Here is a 15,517-nt window from a genome sequence, read left to right as displayed (position 1 = left end):
ACCACGTGCACCTGCTCGTCTCCTACCCACCGACGCTGGCGATCTCCACGCTGGTTCAGCGGCTCAAGGGCCGCGCCGCCTACGCGGTGCGCCACGAATACACCGGCGCGTGTGTCCGCGCTCGCATCCGCGCACACCTCTGGTCGCCGTCCTACTTCGCCGTCTCCTGCGGCGGCGCACCCTTGTCGATCATCAAGCAATACATCGACGAACAAGCCCGACCACTCTGAACGCCGGGCTACGCCCGCCGACAAACGGGATGGGCTCACCCCGGACTGAAGTCCGAGGCTTGCGCCCAAGAATCCGGTCATACGTGCGCCTTCCGAGCAGAAGCGCATCGGCGCCCTCGTATGCGGCGCCGATCTGTGCGCCCGAAACCTCGTCGACCAGGGGTGCCTGCCAGCCGCCGAACGAGAACCCTTCGGGGTCCTCGTCCGGGCCGCCCGGCGCCTGCCCGACGAGGTCGAGGGTTGCGAACAGTTCGATCTCGATGAGTCCCATGCCAGATCGACCCGGCCCGGCCCAAAAACTCATCGCAGGCCAGGCTGAGCAGTCGACTAGCTGTACTGACCACGGACGTTAGGAACGGCGTGGCGTAGTGACATGACGAAGACCTCCGAGTGAAGTGCGAGCTGTCGAGGAACGCACCAACTCACTCCGGAGGTCTTCATGTCCCACCGTAATGCCCCGTTGTCAGAAACCGGACGTCTGCGCCTAGCTCGGTGCATTGTTGAGGACGGTTGGCCGCTGCGGCGGGCTGCCGAACGGTTCCAGGTCTCGGTGAGCACCGCAGGTCGCTGGGCCGGCCGGTACCGCGAACTCGGTGATGCCGGCATGGCTGATCGCAGCTCACGACCTCACAACAGCCCCAAGAGAACACTCACCCGAACTGAGCGGCGCATCATCAAAGTCCGGGTCATCCGGCGTTGGGGGCCTGCGCGTATCGGTTATCTGCTGAGGTTGCATCCCTCGACGGTGCACCGCGTGCTGACCCGGTACGGCCTGGCCAAACTGCGCTGGCTCGACCGCCCGACCGGGCGGGTCATCCGCCGGATGGAATCAGCGGCGTGCGGCGATCTCGTGCATGTCGATGTCAAGAAGCTGGGCAAGATCCCGGACGGAGGCGGCTGGCGGATGTTGGGAAAACCTATCGGTAGCCGCAACAGGCAGGCCGACAAGAGTTCAGGGCAGACCAGCAAGTACCGCAATCCGGTGCGCGGGTATCACTTCTTGCACACCGCCATCGATGCGCACTCACGGCTGGCCTACTCCGAACTGCTGGCAGACGAACGCAAAGAGACGGCCGCAGCGTTCTGGCTGCGGGCCAACGCCTGGTTCAATCATTGCGGCTTTACGGTGCGGAAAGTGTTGACCGACAACGGGTCCTGCTATCGGTCGCACAAATTTCGCGATGCCCTGGGTGACATGGAGCACCGGCGCACCCGCCCCTACCGGCCACAAACCAATGGCAAAGTGGAACGTTTCCACCGCACCCTGGCCGACGAATGGGCCTACGCCCGGCTCTACACCAGCGACGCCGAACGCTGCGCCGAGTACCCGAGATGGCTACACAACTACAATCACAATCGCGGCCACACAGCACTCAAGGGTCAACCACCTGCCAGCCGCGTACCTAACCTCTCAGGTCAGTACAACTAGCACGCCATCGACGCTGCGCTCACGGGGTGCCGAGGTGCGAGTACCGTGCGCCCTCACCGCAGAGTCAACGGCACGGCGAGGCCACCCCGAGCCGAGCCGCTATAGCAGCGACAGAATCCGCTCGCCGACCTCGCTGGTCGACAGCTTCGCGTCACCGCGGGTGGCCAGGTGCTCGCTGACGGCCTTGTCGACGCGCGCCGCCGCGTCGGTCTCGCCGATGTGCGTGAGCAGCAGCGCCACGCTCATCACCGCGGCGGTCGGATCGGCGATCCCCTGCCCGGCGATGTCGGGCGCGCTGCCGTGCACCGGCTCGAACATCGACGGGTTGGTGCCCGTCGCATCGATGTTGCCCGAGGCGGCCAGCCCGATACCGCCGGAGACCGCGGCCGCCAGGTCGGTGATGATGTCGCCGAACAGGTTGTCGGTGACGATCACGTCGAACCGGCCGGGATCGGTGACCATGTGGATGGTTGCGGCATCGATGTGCTGGTAAGCCGTTTCGACGTCCGGATAGTCAGCACCGATCTCGTCGACGGTGCGCTTCCACAGCGAGCCGGCGAACGCCAGCACGTTGTTCTTGTGCACCAGCGTGAGGTGTTTGCGCCGCGCGCGAGCTTTCTCGAAGGCGTAACGCACCACGCGCTCCACCCCGAACCGGGTGTTGGTGGACACCTCGGTGGCGACTTCGTGCGGGGTGTCCACGCGGATCGCCCCGCCGGTGCCGGTATAGGGACCTTCGGTGCCTTCACGCACCACCACGAAATCGATGTCCGGGTTGCCGGCCAGCGGGCTGGAAACCCCGGCGAACAACTTCGACGGCCGCAGGTTCACGTGGTGGTCCAAGGCGAACCGCATGTTGAGCAGCAGGCCACGTTCGAGCACACCGCTGGGCACGGAGGGATCGCCGATGGCGCCCAACAGGATTGCGTCATAGCCCTTGAGCTCGTCGACGAACCCCTCGGGCAGGGTTTCCCCGGTCGCGTGGTAGCGGCGGGCACCCAGGTCGTACTCGGTGCGGTCCACGCCGGGCAAAACCGCGTCGAGCACCTTCAGCGCCTCGGCGATGACCTCCGGGCCGATGCCGTCGCCGGCGATAACAGCGAGTTTCATGACAGGTCAACCACTTCCAGTGTGGTGGCGTCGACCGCAGACGCGATCGCCGAACGCACCTCCTCGGGCACATCGGTGTCCAGCCGCAGCATCACGGTGGCGCTGTCGCCCTCGACGTCCTGGCTCAGCTGTGCGGCCAGGATGTTGACGTCGGCCCCGCCGAGCAGGGTGCCGATCTTGCCGAGCGCACCGGGCTGATCGTTGTAGTGGACGATGAGGTTGTATCCCTCGGCACGCAGGTCGAAGTTACGGCCGTTGATCTGGACGATCTTCTCCACCAGCTGCGGACCCGACAGCGTGCCCGCGACGTTCAGCGCGCTGCCGTCGGCGTGCACCGCGCGCACGTCGACCACGCTGCGGTGGTTGGGGCTCTCGGTGGCGGTGCTGATCTCAGCCGCCACGCCACGGTCGGCGGCCAGCGTCGGCGCGTTGACGAACGTCACCTGCTCGTCGACCACCGCGGAGAACAGTCCACGCAGCGCCGACAGTTTCAGAATCTCAACATCTTCGGACGCGAGCTCGCCGCGCACCTGCACCGACAACGAAACCGGTGGCGCATCGGACAGGGCGCCGACCAGCACACCCAGCTTGCGCACCAGGTCCAGCCAGGGCGCCACTTCTTCGCCGACGGCACCGCCGCCGACATTGACCGCGTCCGGTACGAACTCGCCGGCCAGCGCGAGCTTGACGCTGGCGGCCACATCGGTGCCGGCCCGGTCCTGCGCTTCGGCGGTGGAGGCACCCAGGTGCGGCGTCACCACCACCTGGGGCAGCTCGAACAGCGGGCTGTCGGTGCAGGGCTCGGTCGAGAAGACATCCAGACCGGCGGCGCGCACATGGCCGCTGGTGATCGCGTCGGCCAGGGCCTGCTCATCGATCAGGCCACCGCGGGCGGCGTTGACGATGATGACACCCGGCTTGGTCTTGGCCAGGTTTTCCTTGCCGAGCAGACCGGCGGTCTCCTTGGTCTTGGGAAGGTGCACCGAGATGAAGTCGGCGCGGCCGAGCAGCTCGTCCAGCGGCAGCAGTTCGATACCGAGCTGGGCTGCGCGGGCCTGCGAGACATAGGGGTCGTAGGCCACGATGTGCGCGCCGAACGCGGCCAGGCGCTGGGCGACCAGCTGCCCGATGCGGCCCAGCCCCACTACGCCGACGGTCTTGCCGAAGATCTCGACGCCCGAGAACGACGAACGCTTCCACGTATGTTCGCGCAGCGTGGCGTCGGCCGCGGGGATCTGCCGGGCGGTGGCCAGCAGCAGGGCCATCGCGTGCTCGGCGGCACTGTGGATGTTGGAGGTCGGCGCGTTGACCACGAGCACCCCACGGGCGGTGGCGGCGTCGACGTCGACGTTGTCCAGGCCGACGCCGGCGCGGGCGACGATCTTGAGCTTGGGGGCCGCGGCAATGACTTCGGCGTCCACCGTGGTGGCGGAACGCACCAGAAGCGCATCGGCATCGGGCACGGCAGCGAGCAGCTTCTCGCGGTCCGGACCGTCGACCCACCTGACCTCTACCTGGTCACCAAGGGCGGCGACGGTCGATTCCGCGAGCTTGTCGGCAATCAAAACAACGGGAAGACTCACGCGGACAGCCTAGTGTGTGCGCCCTACCACAGCCGAACCGCGTGCGGTGTACTGATGGGCGTGGACGTCACAATCGTCGGTAGCGGCCCCAACGGACTGTCCGCCGCTGTCATCTGTGCACGGGCGGGCTTGTCGGTACGCGTGATCGAAGCGCAGCAGACAGCCGGTGGCGGGGCGCGCACCCTGCCCGACCCGGAATTCTCCGGCGTCAGCCACGACATCTGTTCTGCGGTGCACCCGCTGGCGTTGGCCTCACCGTTCTTCGCCGCCTATGACCTGCAGGCCCGCGGAGTGAAGCTGCCCGCCCCCGAGATCTCCTATGCCAGTCCGTTGCAGAACCGCCCGGCGGCGATCGGCTACCGCGACATCGCGCGCACCTGCGCCGAACTGGATTCGGGAGATTCCTGGCGACGGCTGCTCGGCCCGTTGGCCGCCGATTGCGATGGCGTGGTGGGCCTCATCCTCGGCGACAAACGCTCGATTCCGCCGTCACTGGGCGCGGCGGCACGCTTTGCACCACGACTGCTGGCCCAGGGCACCCCGCTGTGGCGGTCCCTCAAAGGTGAGGACGCCCGCGCACTGTTCAGTGGTGTTGCCGCGCACACGATCTCGACCATGCCGTCCCTGGTGTCGGGCGGAGCCGGGTTGATGCTGGCTACGTTGGGGCACGCGGTGGGCTGGCCGATCCCGATCGGCGGATCGCAGGCCATCCCCGATGCACTGCTCGCCGATCTCGCCGCGCACGGCGGTGAGCTGGTCCTCGGGCACGAGGTCACCGAACCACCACCGGGCGTGGTCCTCTATGACACGGCACCCACGGCACTCCTGTCGATCTACGGAAAATCCCTGCCCTCGCGCTATGCCCGGGCGTTGAGTCGCTACACGTACGGGCCTGGCGTGGCGAAAGTCGATTTCGTGTTGAGCGGCGAGATCCCTTGGCGTGACCCACGTCTGGCGCAAGCCCCGACGCTGCATCTGGGTGGTAGCCGCGCGCAGATGGCCTTGGCCGAGTCCGAGGTCGCCGCGGGCCGCCACGCCGAGTGGCCCATGGTGCTGGCCGCACTCCCCCATATCGGCGACCCGTCCCGTATCGACGGCGCCGGTCGCCGTCCGATGTGGACCTACGTCCACGTACCCAACAATTCCACGCTGGACCTGGCCGAGACCGTGACCGAGATCATCGAACGCTTCGCGCCGGGCTTCCGCGATCTGGTGGTCGGGGTACGCAGCGTGCCGGCGTCACGCATGGACGAGCACAACGCCAATCTGGTCGGCGGCGACATCGGTGTGGGCGGCAACAACATGGCCAGCGCGTTGCTGGGCCCCACACCGCGGTTCGACCCGTGGACCACACCGATCCCCAAGGCGTACCTGTGCTCGTCGGCCACGCCGCCGGGCGGAGGTGTGCACGGAATGGCCGGGTTCTACGCCGCGCGCACCGTGCTGAAACGCGAGTTCGGCATCGCTGACCTGCCTAGGCTGGCGCCATGACCCAGCCCAAGGTAGCCGTCATCTACTACTCCGCGACCGGCCACGGCACCACCATGGCCCGGCGCGTCACCGCCACCGCCGAGGCCGCGGGCGCCGAGGTGCGGTTGCGGCCTGTCGCCGAGACCGCCGATCCGGCGTCCTTCGCCCACAATCCGGCCTGGACGGCGAATTACGAAGCCACCAAAGAACAACCGAACGCCACCGGGGACGACATCGTCTGGGCCGATGCGGTGATTTTCGGCTCACCCACCCGGTTCGGTTCGGTCGCTTCGCAATTGCGTGGATTCTTGGATTCGCTCGGTGGCCTGTGGTCGCAGGGCAAGCTTGCCGAACAGGTGTACGCCGGGTTCACTTCCACCAACACCGCCCACGGCGGTCAGGAGACCACGTTGCTGACGCTCTACGTGACGCTGATGCACTGGGGAGGGATCATCGTGCCACCGGGCTACACCGATCCGCTCAAGTTCTCCGACGGCAATCCGTACGGCGCGAGCCTGCTGGCCAACCACGACAACATCAACGAGTTCGACGACACCACCTACGACGCACTCGATCACCTGGCCCGGCGTGTGGTGAGTGTGGCTGCACGGCTTGGTTCCTAGCCACCGACGCGGGGCCATTTCGCGTAACCAGGGCCAAGGCAGGGTCCCGGCGCTCTACAGTCGACTGGTCAGCCTTGAATCCAACTCAAGGGAGTGGCCGGGTGTCGGACCGATACTTGCACCGTGTGACAGCCGCGTGCGGAGCCGTGATCGTGCTGGCGGCGGTGGCGTCGTGCGGCTCGGGAAAACCTGTGCGGGAAATCGAAGAAGACGTCACCATCCCGCGGATGACGATCGGCGAGACGATAACCGGTGAGCCCGAAGCACCGGCCGGTGACACCGAAGCTCCGTCGCACCCGCCCACGAGTCCCGAGATCCCGAGGGCCACCCCGCCGATCACCACCCCGCCGCAGGTCGCCGTCCCGCACTGAGGCGCGCCTGGGCATCCGGGAACGCGAAAGGCCAGTTACTGCACGCATTTTCCTAGCTTGCGTGCAACAACTGGCCAGTCAGCGTGCAGGTCAGGCCGTTTCGGTGATCGGCCGGTCGACCCAGCTCATCAGGTCGCGCAGCTTCTTTCCGGTGACCTCGATCGGGTGCTCGGCGTTGGCCTTGCGCAGCGCCTCGAGCTCCTTGTTGCCACCCTCGACGTTGGCGACCAGGCGCTTGACGAAGGTGCCGTCCTGGATATCGGTCAGGATGTCCTTCATGCGCTTCTTGGTGTCGGCGTCGATGACCCGCGGGCCCGACAGGTAGCCACCGAACTCCGCGGTGTCCGACACCGAGTAGTTCATCCGGGCGATGCCACCCTCGTACATCAGGTCGACGATGAGCTTGAGCTCGTGCAGCACCTCGAAGTAGGCCATCTCGGGGGCGTAGCCCGCCTCGACCATCACCTCGAAGCCGGCCTTGACCAGCTCTTCGGTGCCACCGCACAGCACGGCCTGCTCACCGAACAGGTCAGTCTCGGTCTCTTCCTTGAAGGTGGTCTTGATGACGCCGGCGCGGGCACCGCCGATGGCGGCAGCGTAGGACAGCGCCAGGGCCTGGCCCTCACCCTTGGGGTCCTGGTCGACGGCGATCAGGCAGGGCACGCCCTTGCCGTCGACGAACTGGCGACGCACCAGGTGACCGGGGCCCTTGGGGGCGACCATGCCGACGGTGACGTTGGCCGGGGCCTTGATCAGGCCGAAGTGGATGTTGAGGCCGTGGCCGAAGAACAGCGCATTGCCGTCCTGCAGGTTGGGCTCGATGTCATTCTTGAAGATCTCGGCCTGCGCGGTGTCGGGCGCGAGCACCATGATCACGTCGGCCCACTTGGCCACCTCGGCCGGGGTGTCGACCTCGAGGCCCTGCTCTTCGACCTTGGCGCGGGATTTCGAGCCCTCTTTCAGACCGACCTTGACCTGGACGCCCGAGTCGCGCAGCGACAGCGAATGCGCGTGCCCCTGGCTGCCGTAGCCGATGACGGCGACCTTGCGACCCTGGATGATCGACAGGTCCGCGTCGGCGTCGTAAAACATCTCAACTGCCATGCGAAATTTTCCTTCTCTTTCTAGCTCTACAGCCGACTAACGCTACTTGACGTGCTTACTTCACTGCGCTGATACCGCGCGGTCCGCGCGAGACCGACACCATGCCGGACTGTGCGATCTCGCGGATACCGTAGGGCTCCAGGACCCGCAGCAGGGCCTCCAGCTTCTCCGGGGTTCCGGTCGCCTCGACGGTCAGGGACTCGGTCGAAACGTCAACGACCTTGGCGCGGAACAGGTTCACCGCTTCGATCACCTGGCCGCGGTTGGACGCATCGGCACGCACCTTGATCAGGGCGAGCTCGCGGGAGACGGAGTTGTCGTCCTCCTGCTCGACGATCTTGATCACGTTGATCAGCTTGTTGAGCTGCTTGGTGATCTGCTCCAACGGCGATTCCTCGACGCTGACCACGATCGTCATCCGAGACATGTGCTTCTGCTCGGTGGCACCCACGGCCAGGGACTGGATGTTGTAGCCGCGGCGCGAGAACAGCGAGGCCACCCGGGCGAGAACACCGGGTTTGTCCTCGACCAACACCGACAAGGTGTGGGTGGGGGTGGTGTTGCTCATCAGGCATGCCCCTCGTTGTCGTTTTCGTCGAACAGCGGCCGGATGTCCCGGGCTGCCATGATCTCGTCATTGCTGGTGCCGGCGGCAACCATCGGCCACACCTGCGCATCCGCACCGACGACGAAGTCGATGACCACCGGGCGGTCGTTGATGGCCCGGGCCTGGTTGATGACGTCCTCGACGTCCTCGGCCCGCTCGCAGCGCAGGCCGGCGCAGCCCAGCGCCTCGGCCAGCTTGACGAAGTCCGGAATCCGGCGTGAGTGCGTGGCCAGGTCGGTCTGGCTGTAGCGCTGCTCGTAGAACAGCGTCTGCCATTGCCGCACCATGCCCAGGTTGCCGTTGTTGATCAACGCCACCTTGATCGGCGCGCCCTCGATGGCGCAGGTGGCCAGTTCCTGGTTGGTCATCTGGAAGCAGCCGTCACCGTCGATGGCCCACACCTCGGCCTCGGGGCGGGCGAACTTGGCGCCCATGGCCGCCGGGACGGCGTAGCCCATGGTGCCCAGGCCACCGGAGTTCAGCCACGTCTTCGGGTTCTCGTACTTGACGAACTGCGCGGCCCACATCTGGTGCTGGCCCACCCCGGCGACATAGACCGCCTCGGGTCCGGCGATCTGACCCAGCTTCTCGATGACGTACTCGGGGCTCAGGCTGCCGTCGCTCTGCGGGCCGTAGCTCAGCGGGTACGTCGACTTGAGGCCGGACAGGTACCCCCACCAGCCGTCGAGTTGCAGTGCGGCGCTTGTGATCCCGTCGCGGCGCAGCACCTCGATCAGGTCGGTGACGACGGCCTTGACGTCACCGACGATCGGCACGTCGGCGTGGCGATTCTTGCCGATCTCGGCCGGGTCGATGTCGGCGTGGATCACCTTCGCCTCGGGGGCGAACGAGGACAGCTGGCCCGTGACACGGTCGTCGAACCGGGTGCCAAGGGCGATCAGCAGGTCGCTCTTCTGCAGGGCGCCCACCGCGGCCACGGTGCCGTGCATGCCTGGCATCCCGAGGTGCTGGGGGTGGCTGTCCGGGAACGCACCGCGCGCCATCAGGGTGGTGACGACGGGGATGCCGGTCAGCTCGGCCAGCTCGAGCAGTTCGGCGCTGGCCTCACCACGGATGACACCGCCACCGACGTAGAGCACCGGCTTGCGTGCCGCGGCGATCAGCTTGGCGGCCTCGCGCACCTGACGGCTGTGCGGTTTGGTGTTCGGCTTGTAGCCGGGCAGATCCAGCTGCGGCGGCCAGGAGAAGGTGCACTGGCCCTGCAGGATGTCCTTGGGGACGTCGACGAGCACCGCGCCCGGTCGGCCCGAGCGGGCGATGTGGAAGGCCTCGGCCATCACCTGGGCGATGTCGTCACCGTTGCGCACCAGGAAGTTGTGCTTGGTGATCGGCATGGTCATGCCGGTGATGTCGGCTTCCTGGAAGGCGTCGGTGCCGATCAGGCTGCGGCCCACCTGCCCGGTGATGGCCACCACGGGGATGGAGTCCATCTGGGCGTCGGCCAGCGGGGTGATCAGGTTGGTGGCGCCGGGGCCCGAGGTGGCCATCATCACGCCGACCTTGCCGGTGGCGTGGGCGTAACCGCTGGCCGCGTGGCCGGCGCCCTGCTCGTGACGGACGAGCACGTGGCGCAGCTTCTGGGAGTCGAACAGCGGATCGTAGACCGGCAACACGGCGCCGCCCGGGATGCCGAAGACGACGTCGACGCCGAGCTCTTCGAGCGACCGGACGACTGCCTGGGCGCCGGTGAGCTGCTGCGGTGCAACCCGATTGGGCTGTCCCGAATCTGATTTGGTCTTGGCTGCGCCGTTGGCAGGCGCTGTTCCCGACCGGGCTGGCGGTCGTGTTGTCGGTGCGCTCACGATGTCCTCTTCACGGTTGCGTCACATTCCTCTTGGCGGAAACTTCAATTTTTCAATGGTTCCGGCGCGCTTGTTGGGCAAATAAAAAACCCCCGTCAGCCGGCAGCTGTACGAGGGTGGCGCGTCGATGCGGTTGGCTATGCCCGGCAGGGGGCCAGCGCGGCATCAACGCGCCAACCAATTACTACGAGCAATCCGGGGGTCTGCATAGCACTTGACGGTAGCTGCCGTACAGGTTAAAGGTCAAATTGCCCGCCCTGGCTCTCGGCAATCCGGGCCGCGCCTGCGGGCCGGCCGGCTGGCTGATGCAAGGATGAGCCTGTGAGCGCACGTTCGGCAACCGCCCCCGTCGTCATCCGGATATCGCCCATGGCCCACCTGGCAGTCGGCTTCCTGACGCTGGGCCTGTTGACCCTGGTGCTGAGCAATCCGACCGTGTTCTCGGTGCTGCTGGTGATCCCGGTTGCCTTGTCGGCGGCCATCATCCGGTACCGCACCACCGCCGATGCAGACTCGGTGACCGCACGTGCTCTGACGCGCAGCCGCACGGTGTCCTGGGACGAGATCAAAGGACTGCGGTTCGACCGGGCGTCCTGGGCGATTGCCGACCTCACAGACGGAACCGACCTGCGCCTGCCGGCCGTGACGTTCGCAACACTGCCGTTGCTGACCGAGGTGAGCGGTGGCCGGGTGCCGAATCCGTACGCCTGACCGTTCAGCGCCGTTCAGCGCTGTGTCATCCGAGTGGGTTGCCGCCGTTGAGCAGCACCCAGATGGCGATGCCGCCGGCCACGCCCAGCAACAGGGCGACGAATGATCCGACGAAGGGCCGCCGGGCCCAGCCTCGACCGGCGTCGAATCCGTAGCGGCCCGGGCCGGTCAGGATGATCGCGGCCGCGGCCGCGGCAACGATCAGCCGGTATTCGGTTCCGTCGGTGATCACTTCCGAGAGCCGGGCCTGCTCATGGGCCGCCATCGCCGCGGCGAGCACCCCGTTGATCAGGTAGGCCAGGGCGCCGGCCGCAGCGATCGGCGTGAACAGCCCCAGCACCAGCAACACACCGGCGGCGATCTGGCCGCCGGTGGCCGCATAGGTCAGGATGTCGGCGTTCTTGAAGCCCATCTCGCCCAGCGAGGTGTTGAACCCGTCCAGACCCGGGCCGCCCCACCATCCGAACGCCTTCTGCAGGCCGTGGATGATCATCAGCCCGCCCAGGGCCACCCGCAGGATCAGCAGACCCAGGTCCTGGGTGCCTCTGCGGCCGGCAGCCTTGACGCGATCGTCGACGAACTCGTCGCGTTCGATCTCGGCCGGCTCGGCCGAGAAGGGCGCCATCGGGGCGGGGCCGCCGGGCTGTGCATAGGGCAGCGGCTCGGGGTCGGCGACCAGGCTGAACGCCGACTGATCACCCGTTTTGGAGTCGTAGCGCGGAATCGCGGTGGTTTCGAAGTCCCCGCCGTACGTCGCCGACGGCAGGTCATCTTCTGGGTCGACCAGGCTGGCTCCGGCCGGCCTGGCGGCATCGTCCGAGTAACCCGGTCGTTGCCAGGCTTGTGGGTCCTGCGAGTGACTGGTCACAGCTGCCAGGGTAAGTGCAAGTTCGGTTCGATCCGAGCATTTACCCCGGCGCTTCTGCCTGGTATCGGGCCGCTGGGGACGCGGCGCACGGTCCCGACGTGGCGCGCACTGCCGGGTCATCCGTAATCTGGCGGCATGAAATCGCGCCGGCGGATGACGGGGGTGGCCGCCGTTCTGTGTGCCGCGATGCTGGTCGGTTCGGGCTGCGCCCGATTCGACGCGGCCCAGTCCGAGCCGTTCACCACGGAACCGAAGATGGAGCCGGGGCCCACCACGACCCCGCCGCCTCCACCTCCACTGCCGGCCAAGCCGTTTCCGAAGGAATGCAAGGCGACTGGCGTCATGCAGGGCTGCCTGGACAGCACCAGCGGTTTGGTCATGCTGCCCGACAGCCAGTCCGCCCTGGTCGCCGAGCGGCTCACCGGCGCGGTCAAGCAGGTTTCGGTGAAGGCCGAGCCGAAGGTCAAGGTGACGATCCCGGTCGATCCGTCTGGTGACGGCGGCCTGATGGACATCGTGTTGTCGCCGACGTACGGGCAGGACGGGCTGATGTACGCCTACGTCAGCACGCCGACCGACAACCGGGTGATCCGCATCGCCGAGGGCGACGTGCCGAAGCCGATTCTCACCGGCATCCCCAAGGGGGCCACCGGAAACATGGGATCGCTGACCTTCACGAGCAAAACCACGCTGCTGGTTCAGACCGGTGATGCCGGCGATCCGGCACTGGCGGCCGATCCCAATTCACTGGCCGGCAAGGTGCTGCGCATCGAGCAGCCCACCACGGTCAACCAGGCGCCGATCACCACGGCGCTGAGCGGCCTCGGCGCGGCCGGGTCCATGTGTGTGGATTCGGCCGACGGCTCGCTCTACGTCACCGACCGCACTCCGAGTGCCGATCGGCTGCAGCGGATCACCAAGGATTCCAAGGTGTCCACGGTGTGGACGTGGCCGGACCGACCGGGCGTTGCCGGGTGCGCGGCCCTGGAGGGCACGGTGTTGGTCAACCTGGTCGACTCGAAGAAGACCGTTGCGGTGCGCCTGGCGCCCGACACCGGCGCCGTGACCGGTGACCCCGAGGTGGTGCGGGAGAACGTGCGCGGGCACGCGTGGGCATTGCAGCTCTCCCCCGACGGCAATGTGTGGGGCGCGACGGTGAATCGAACGACCGGAGATGCCGAGAGTTTCGACGACGTCGTCTTCCCGCTCTTCCCGCAGGGTGGCGGCTTCCCGCGCAGCAACGCTGACAACACCTGACGCACAACACATTTCGACGTGAGTTGACTCTCCGGGCCTGACCGGCGGTTGCCACACCGCCGGCGGAATACGCATACCGGGCTCACAACCGGGTCTTAGAAATGGTTGGGCTATCACGTACCATTGTCCGGGTGCCTGACCGCCAGCGCCGCAGATATGCACCGCGGCTCCCGCGTGAAGAACGGCGCGAGCAACTTCTGGATGCGGCGATGACCGTGCTCCACGACTGCCCCTTGCACGAGCTGAGGATGGAGGCGGTCGCCGAGGCCGGCGGAGTCGGCAAACCCGTGCTCTACACCGCGTTCCGGACGCGCACCGAACTGGTGACCGCCTTACTCATCCGCGAGCACCAGAACGGGCTGAGCCAGGTGCTGACCGCCCTGCCCAAGAATCTGTCTGCCTCCGGCCCCACCGACGCCTACACCGCGACCGTCACCGGGTTCCTCCGTTGCGTGTTGGAGAATCCGACGCGCTGGCGGCTCATCCTCACCGTGCCCGACAGTGCCCCGCGGGACTATCGGGCGGCGGTCCGCAACGCACGCAACCAGATCCTCGCGCAGGTCGAGCAAATGGCGAAAGCCGGCATCGCGGTCGATCCCCGGCTTGCTGCGCTCGATCCGGAGCTGCTCGGCCACACGTTGCTCTCGTTCGCCGAGATGCTCGGCCGGCTGGCCGTACACGATCCGGACAACTACCCGCGCGAGCGGCTCGAGCAATATGCCGCCGCGGCGATGACGATGATCGCCGGCCGGTGAGCTGACGGGCCGGTTATCCGGCCTGCCCGCACGCGGACAAGACCAACTCACGGACCCGGGCGGCGTCGGCCGAGCCCTTGGTGGCCTTCATCACCGCGCCGACGATCGCCCCGGCGGCCTGGACCTTTCCGCCGCGAATCTTCTCCACCACATCGGGATTGGCGGCCAGCGCCTCGTCCACGGCCGCCTGGATCACCGAGTCGTCACGCACGAGGGCCAGGCCCCGGTCGGCCATTACCTGCTCGGGCTCGCCCTCGCCGGCCAACACGCCCTCGACGACCTGGCGGGCCAGCTTGTTGGACAGTGTGCCCTCGTCGACGAGTTTGACGACGGCGGCCACCTGGGCCGGGGTGATCGGAAGGTCGGACGCGGCCACGTCGGTTTCATTGGCCTTCTGCACCAAGAAGTTGCCCCACCAGGCGCGCGCGGCCTCGCTGGAGGCGCCGTGGGAGACGGTGGCGGCCACCAGCTCGACCACACCGGCGTTGACGAGATCGCGCATCACCTCGTCGGAGACGCCCCAGTCCTGCTGAATCCGCTTGCGCGCCAACCACGGCAGCTCCGGGATGGTCTCACGCAGCCGTTCGACCAATTCGGCGTCGGGAGCGACCGGCTCGAGGTCGGGCTCGGGAAAGTAGCGGTAGTCCTGCGCGGTTTCCTTGCTGCGCCCCGGAGAGGTGTACCCATCTTCATGGAAGTGCCGGGTCTCCTGGGTGACCGTGCCGCCGGAGTTGAGCACCGCGGCCTGGCGGCGCATCTCGTACCGGACGGCCACCTCGACGCTCTTGAGCGAGTTCACGTTCTTGGTCTCGGTGCGGGTGCCGAACTCGGCGGCGCCGACGGACTTGAGGGACAGGTTCGAATCGCACCGCATCGACCCCTGGTCCATCCGCACATCCGAAACACCCAAGCCGCGCAGTAGATCTCGCAGGGCCGTGACGTAGGCCCGAGCGATTTCCGGTGCGCGCGCGCCGGTTCCCTCGATGGGCTTGGTGACGATCTCGATCAGCGGAACGCCGGCCCGGTTGAAGTCGGCCAGCGAGGTGGTGGCGCCCGCGATGCGGCCGGTGTCGCTGCCCAGGTGGGTCAGCTTGCCGGTGTCCTCCTCCATGTGGGCACGCTCGATCTCGACACGGAACGTGGTGCCGTCGTCGAGCGGCACGTCGAGGTATCCGTTGACGGCGATCGGCTCGTCGTACTGGGAGATCTGGTAGTTCTTCGGCTGGTCCGGGTAGAAGTAATTCTTCCGGGCGAACCGGCCCCAGGGCGCGATGTCGCAGTTGAGCGCCAGGCCGATGCGGATCGCCGCCTCGACCGCCGCCTCGTTGAGCACTGGCAAAGACCCGGGCAGCCCGAGGCATACCGGGCAGACCAGCGTGTTGGGCTCGGCACCGAACCGGTTGGCGCAGCCGCAGAACATCTTGGTGGCCGTGGACAGCTCGACGTGCACCTCCATGCCCATGACCGGCTCGTAGGCGGCGATGACGTCGTCGTAGTCGACGAGTTCAGCGGTAGCGACAGACATGGTGTCGATCCTAGTTGGGCGCAATTCTCCTCGGCGAGCAGACGCGTATGT

15 protein-coding genes and 1 pseudogene are annotated in these 15,517 nt (G+C 67.1%); 8 read left to right on the top strand and 8 right to left on the bottom strand.

Annotated elements, in window-relative coordinates:
* Positions 1-230: IS200/IS605 family transposase (gene tnpA, locus E0T84_RS28760; RefSeq protein ID WP_138746162.1), on the top strand; the 230-nt coding region annotated here is incomplete at its 5' end.
* Between the two features lie 76 nt (positions 231-306).
* Here tnpA and E0T84_RS28755 read toward each other — a convergent pair.
* Positions 307-501: pseudogene (locus E0T84_RS28755) on the bottom strand (deaminase); the annotation flags it as partial.
* A 168-nt stretch (positions 502-669) separates the two neighbouring features.
* Here E0T84_RS28755 and E0T84_RS28750 point away from each other — a divergent pair.
* Positions 670-1,659, top strand: coding sequence for an IS481 family transposase (locus E0T84_RS28750; protein ID WP_070188949.1), 990 nt, complete (start codon positions 670-672; stop codon positions 1,657-1,659).
* Positions 1,660-1,758: 99 nt separating this feature from the next.
* Here E0T84_RS28750 and E0T84_RS28745 read toward each other — a convergent pair whose 3' ends face one another.
* Both E0T84_RS28745 and serA read right to left on the bottom strand, forming a co-directional pair.
* Positions 1,759-2,769: a 3-isopropylmalate dehydrogenase gene (locus tag E0T84_RS28745; RefSeq protein WP_070188948.1), complete on the bottom strand. Its 1,011-nt coding sequence runs from the start codon at positions 2,767-2,769 to the stop codon at positions 1,759-1,761.
* Entirely contained in the window at positions 2,766-4,352 is a 1,587-nt protein-coding gene (gene serA, locus E0T84_RS28740) for a phosphoglycerate dehydrogenase (RefSeq protein WP_070188947.1), read from the bottom strand. The genes E0T84_RS28745 and serA overlap by 4 nt, the downstream gene beginning before the upstream one ends.
* Positions 4,353-4,412: 60 nt before the next feature.
* Here serA and E0T84_RS28735 point away from each other — a divergent pair, with 60 nt between their 5' ends.
* The 3 genes from E0T84_RS28735 to E0T84_RS28725 all read left to right on the top strand — a co-directional run bounded on the left by E0T84_RS28735 (position 4,413) and on the right by E0T84_RS28725 (position 6,816).
* Complete coding sequence (locus E0T84_RS28735; RefSeq protein WP_138746161.1) at positions 4,413-5,843, top strand: NAD(P)/FAD-dependent oxidoreductase; 1,431 nt, start codon at positions 4,413-4,415, stop codon at positions 5,841-5,843.
* On the top strand, positions 5,840-6,445 hold the full coding sequence (gene wrbA, locus E0T84_RS28730) for an NAD(P)H:quinone oxidoreductase (RefSeq protein ID WP_138746160.1): 606 nt from the start codon (positions 5,840-5,842) through the stop codon (positions 6,443-6,445). Before E0T84_RS28735 ends, wrbA begins: the two co-directional genes overlap by 4 nt.
* Before the next feature lie 125 nt (positions 6,446-6,570).
* Positions 6,571-6,816, top strand: a complete 246-nt coding sequence (locus E0T84_RS28725; RefSeq protein WP_131823173.1) for a hypothetical protein — start codon at positions 6,571-6,573, stop codon at positions 6,814-6,816.
* Positions 6,817-6,906: 90 nt separating this feature from the next.
* Here E0T84_RS28725 and ilvC read toward each other — a convergent pair whose 3' ends face one another.
* The 3 genes from ilvC to E0T84_RS28710 all read right to left on the bottom strand — a co-directional run bounded on the left by ilvC (position 6,907) and on the right by E0T84_RS28710 (position 10,350).
* A complete protein-coding gene (ilvC, locus tag E0T84_RS28720; protein WP_171055212.1) occupies positions 6,907-7,908 on the bottom strand; it encodes a ketol-acid reductoisomerase in 1,002 nt (333 codons plus the stop codon).
* A 67-nt stretch (positions 7,909-7,975) separates the two neighbouring features.
* Positions 7,976-8,488 (bottom strand): acetolactate synthase small subunit, encoded by a 513-nt coding sequence (ilvN, locus tag E0T84_RS28715; RefSeq protein ID WP_019343133.1) that lies wholly within the window; start codon positions 8,486-8,488, stop codon positions 7,976-7,978.
* Complete coding sequence (locus tag E0T84_RS28710; protein ID WP_070188942.1) at positions 8,488-10,350, bottom strand: acetolactate synthase large subunit; 1,863 nt, start codon at positions 10,348-10,350, stop codon at positions 8,488-8,490. The genes ilvN and E0T84_RS28710 overlap by 1 nt, the downstream gene beginning before the upstream one ends.
* Positions 10,351-10,719: 369 nt before the next feature.
* Between E0T84_RS28710 and E0T84_RS28705 the strand changes: the two genes are divergently transcribed.
* Complete coding sequence (locus E0T84_RS28705) at positions 10,720-11,061, top strand: PH domain-containing protein (RefSeq protein ID WP_070188941.1); 342 nt, start codon at positions 10,720-10,722, stop codon at positions 11,059-11,061.
* Positions 11,062-11,086: 25 nt separating this feature from the next.
* Here the strand turns inward: E0T84_RS28705 and E0T84_RS28700 are convergent, their stop codons facing one another.
* Positions 11,087-11,929, bottom strand: coding sequence for a DoxX family protein (locus E0T84_RS28700; protein WP_070188940.1), 843 nt, complete (start codon positions 11,927-11,929; stop codon positions 11,087-11,089).
* 135 nt (positions 11,930-12,064) lie between these two features.
* On the opposite strand from E0T84_RS28700, the gene E0T84_RS28695 reads away from it, so the two are divergent.
* Together E0T84_RS28695 and E0T84_RS28690 are read left to right on the top strand one after the other, a co-directional pair.
* A complete protein-coding gene (locus E0T84_RS28695; protein WP_165688728.1) occupies positions 12,065-13,186 on the top strand; it encodes a sorbosone dehydrogenase family protein in 1,122 nt (373 codons plus the stop codon).
* 101 nt (positions 13,187-13,287) lie between these two features.
* Positions 13,288-13,941 carry a TetR/AcrR family transcriptional regulator gene (locus E0T84_RS28690; RefSeq protein ID WP_070188939.1) on the top strand — a complete coding sequence of 218 codons (654 nt, stop codon included), beginning with the start codon at positions 13,288-13,290 and terminating at the stop codon, positions 13,939-13,941.
* A gap of 13 nt (positions 13,942-13,954) precedes the next feature.
* On the opposite strand, the gene gatB is transcribed toward E0T84_RS28690, so the two are convergent.
* Complete coding sequence (gatB, locus tag E0T84_RS28685; protein WP_138746159.1) at positions 13,955-15,466, bottom strand: Asp-tRNA(Asn)/Glu-tRNA(Gln) amidotransferase subunit GatB; 1,512 nt, start codon at positions 15,464-15,466, stop codon at positions 13,955-13,957.
* Between the last annotated feature and the right edge of the window lie 51 nt (positions 15,467-15,517).

This window comes from Mycobacterium sp. DBP42, assembly GCF_005924235.1.
Classification (GTDB): Bacteria; Actinomycetota; Actinomycetes; order Mycobacteriales; family Mycobacteriaceae; genus Mycobacterium; species Mycobacterium syngnathidarum.
Note: the sequence above shows the minus strand (reverse complement) of the source record. Positions and strands in the feature narration are given on the sequence as shown.

What these genes read in the sequence shown, in the direction of transcription:
- ilvN (WP_019343133.1), bottom strand. Translation starts at nt 8,488, where the DNA reads ATGAGCAACACCACCCCCACCCACACCTTGTCGGTGTTGGTCGAGGAC.
- gatB (WP_138746159.1), bottom strand. Translation starts at nt 15,466, where the DNA reads ATGTCTGTCGCTACCGCTGAACTCGTCGACTACGACGACGTCATCGCC.
- E0T84_RS28695 (WP_165688728.1), top strand. Translation starts at nt 12,065, where the DNA reads ATGAAATCGCGCCGGCGGATGACGGGGGTGGCCGCCGTTCTGTGTGCC.
- E0T84_RS28745 (WP_070188948.1), bottom strand. Translation starts at nt 2,769, where the DNA reads ATGAAACTCGCTGTTATCGCCGGCGACGGCATCGGCCCGGAGGTCATC.
- E0T84_RS28705 (WP_070188941.1), top strand. Translation starts at nt 10,720, where the DNA reads ATGGCCCACCTGGCAGTCGGCTTCCTGACGCTGGGCCTGTTGACCCTG.
- ilvC (WP_171055212.1), bottom strand. Translation starts at nt 7,908, where the DNA reads ATGTTTTACGACGCCGACGCGGACCTGTCGATCATCCAGGGTCGCAAG.
- E0T84_RS28690 (WP_070188939.1), top strand. Translation starts at nt 13,288, where the DNA reads ATGGTTGGGCTATCACGTACCATTGTCCGGGTGCCTGACCGCCAGCGC.
- wrbA (WP_138746160.1), top strand. Translation starts at nt 5,840, where the DNA reads ATGACCCAGCCCAAGGTAGCCGTCATCTACTACTCCGCGACCGGCCAC.
- E0T84_RS28750 (WP_070188949.1), top strand. Translation starts at nt 670, where the DNA reads ATGTCCCACCGTAATGCCCCGTTGTCAGAAACCGGACGTCTGCGCCTA.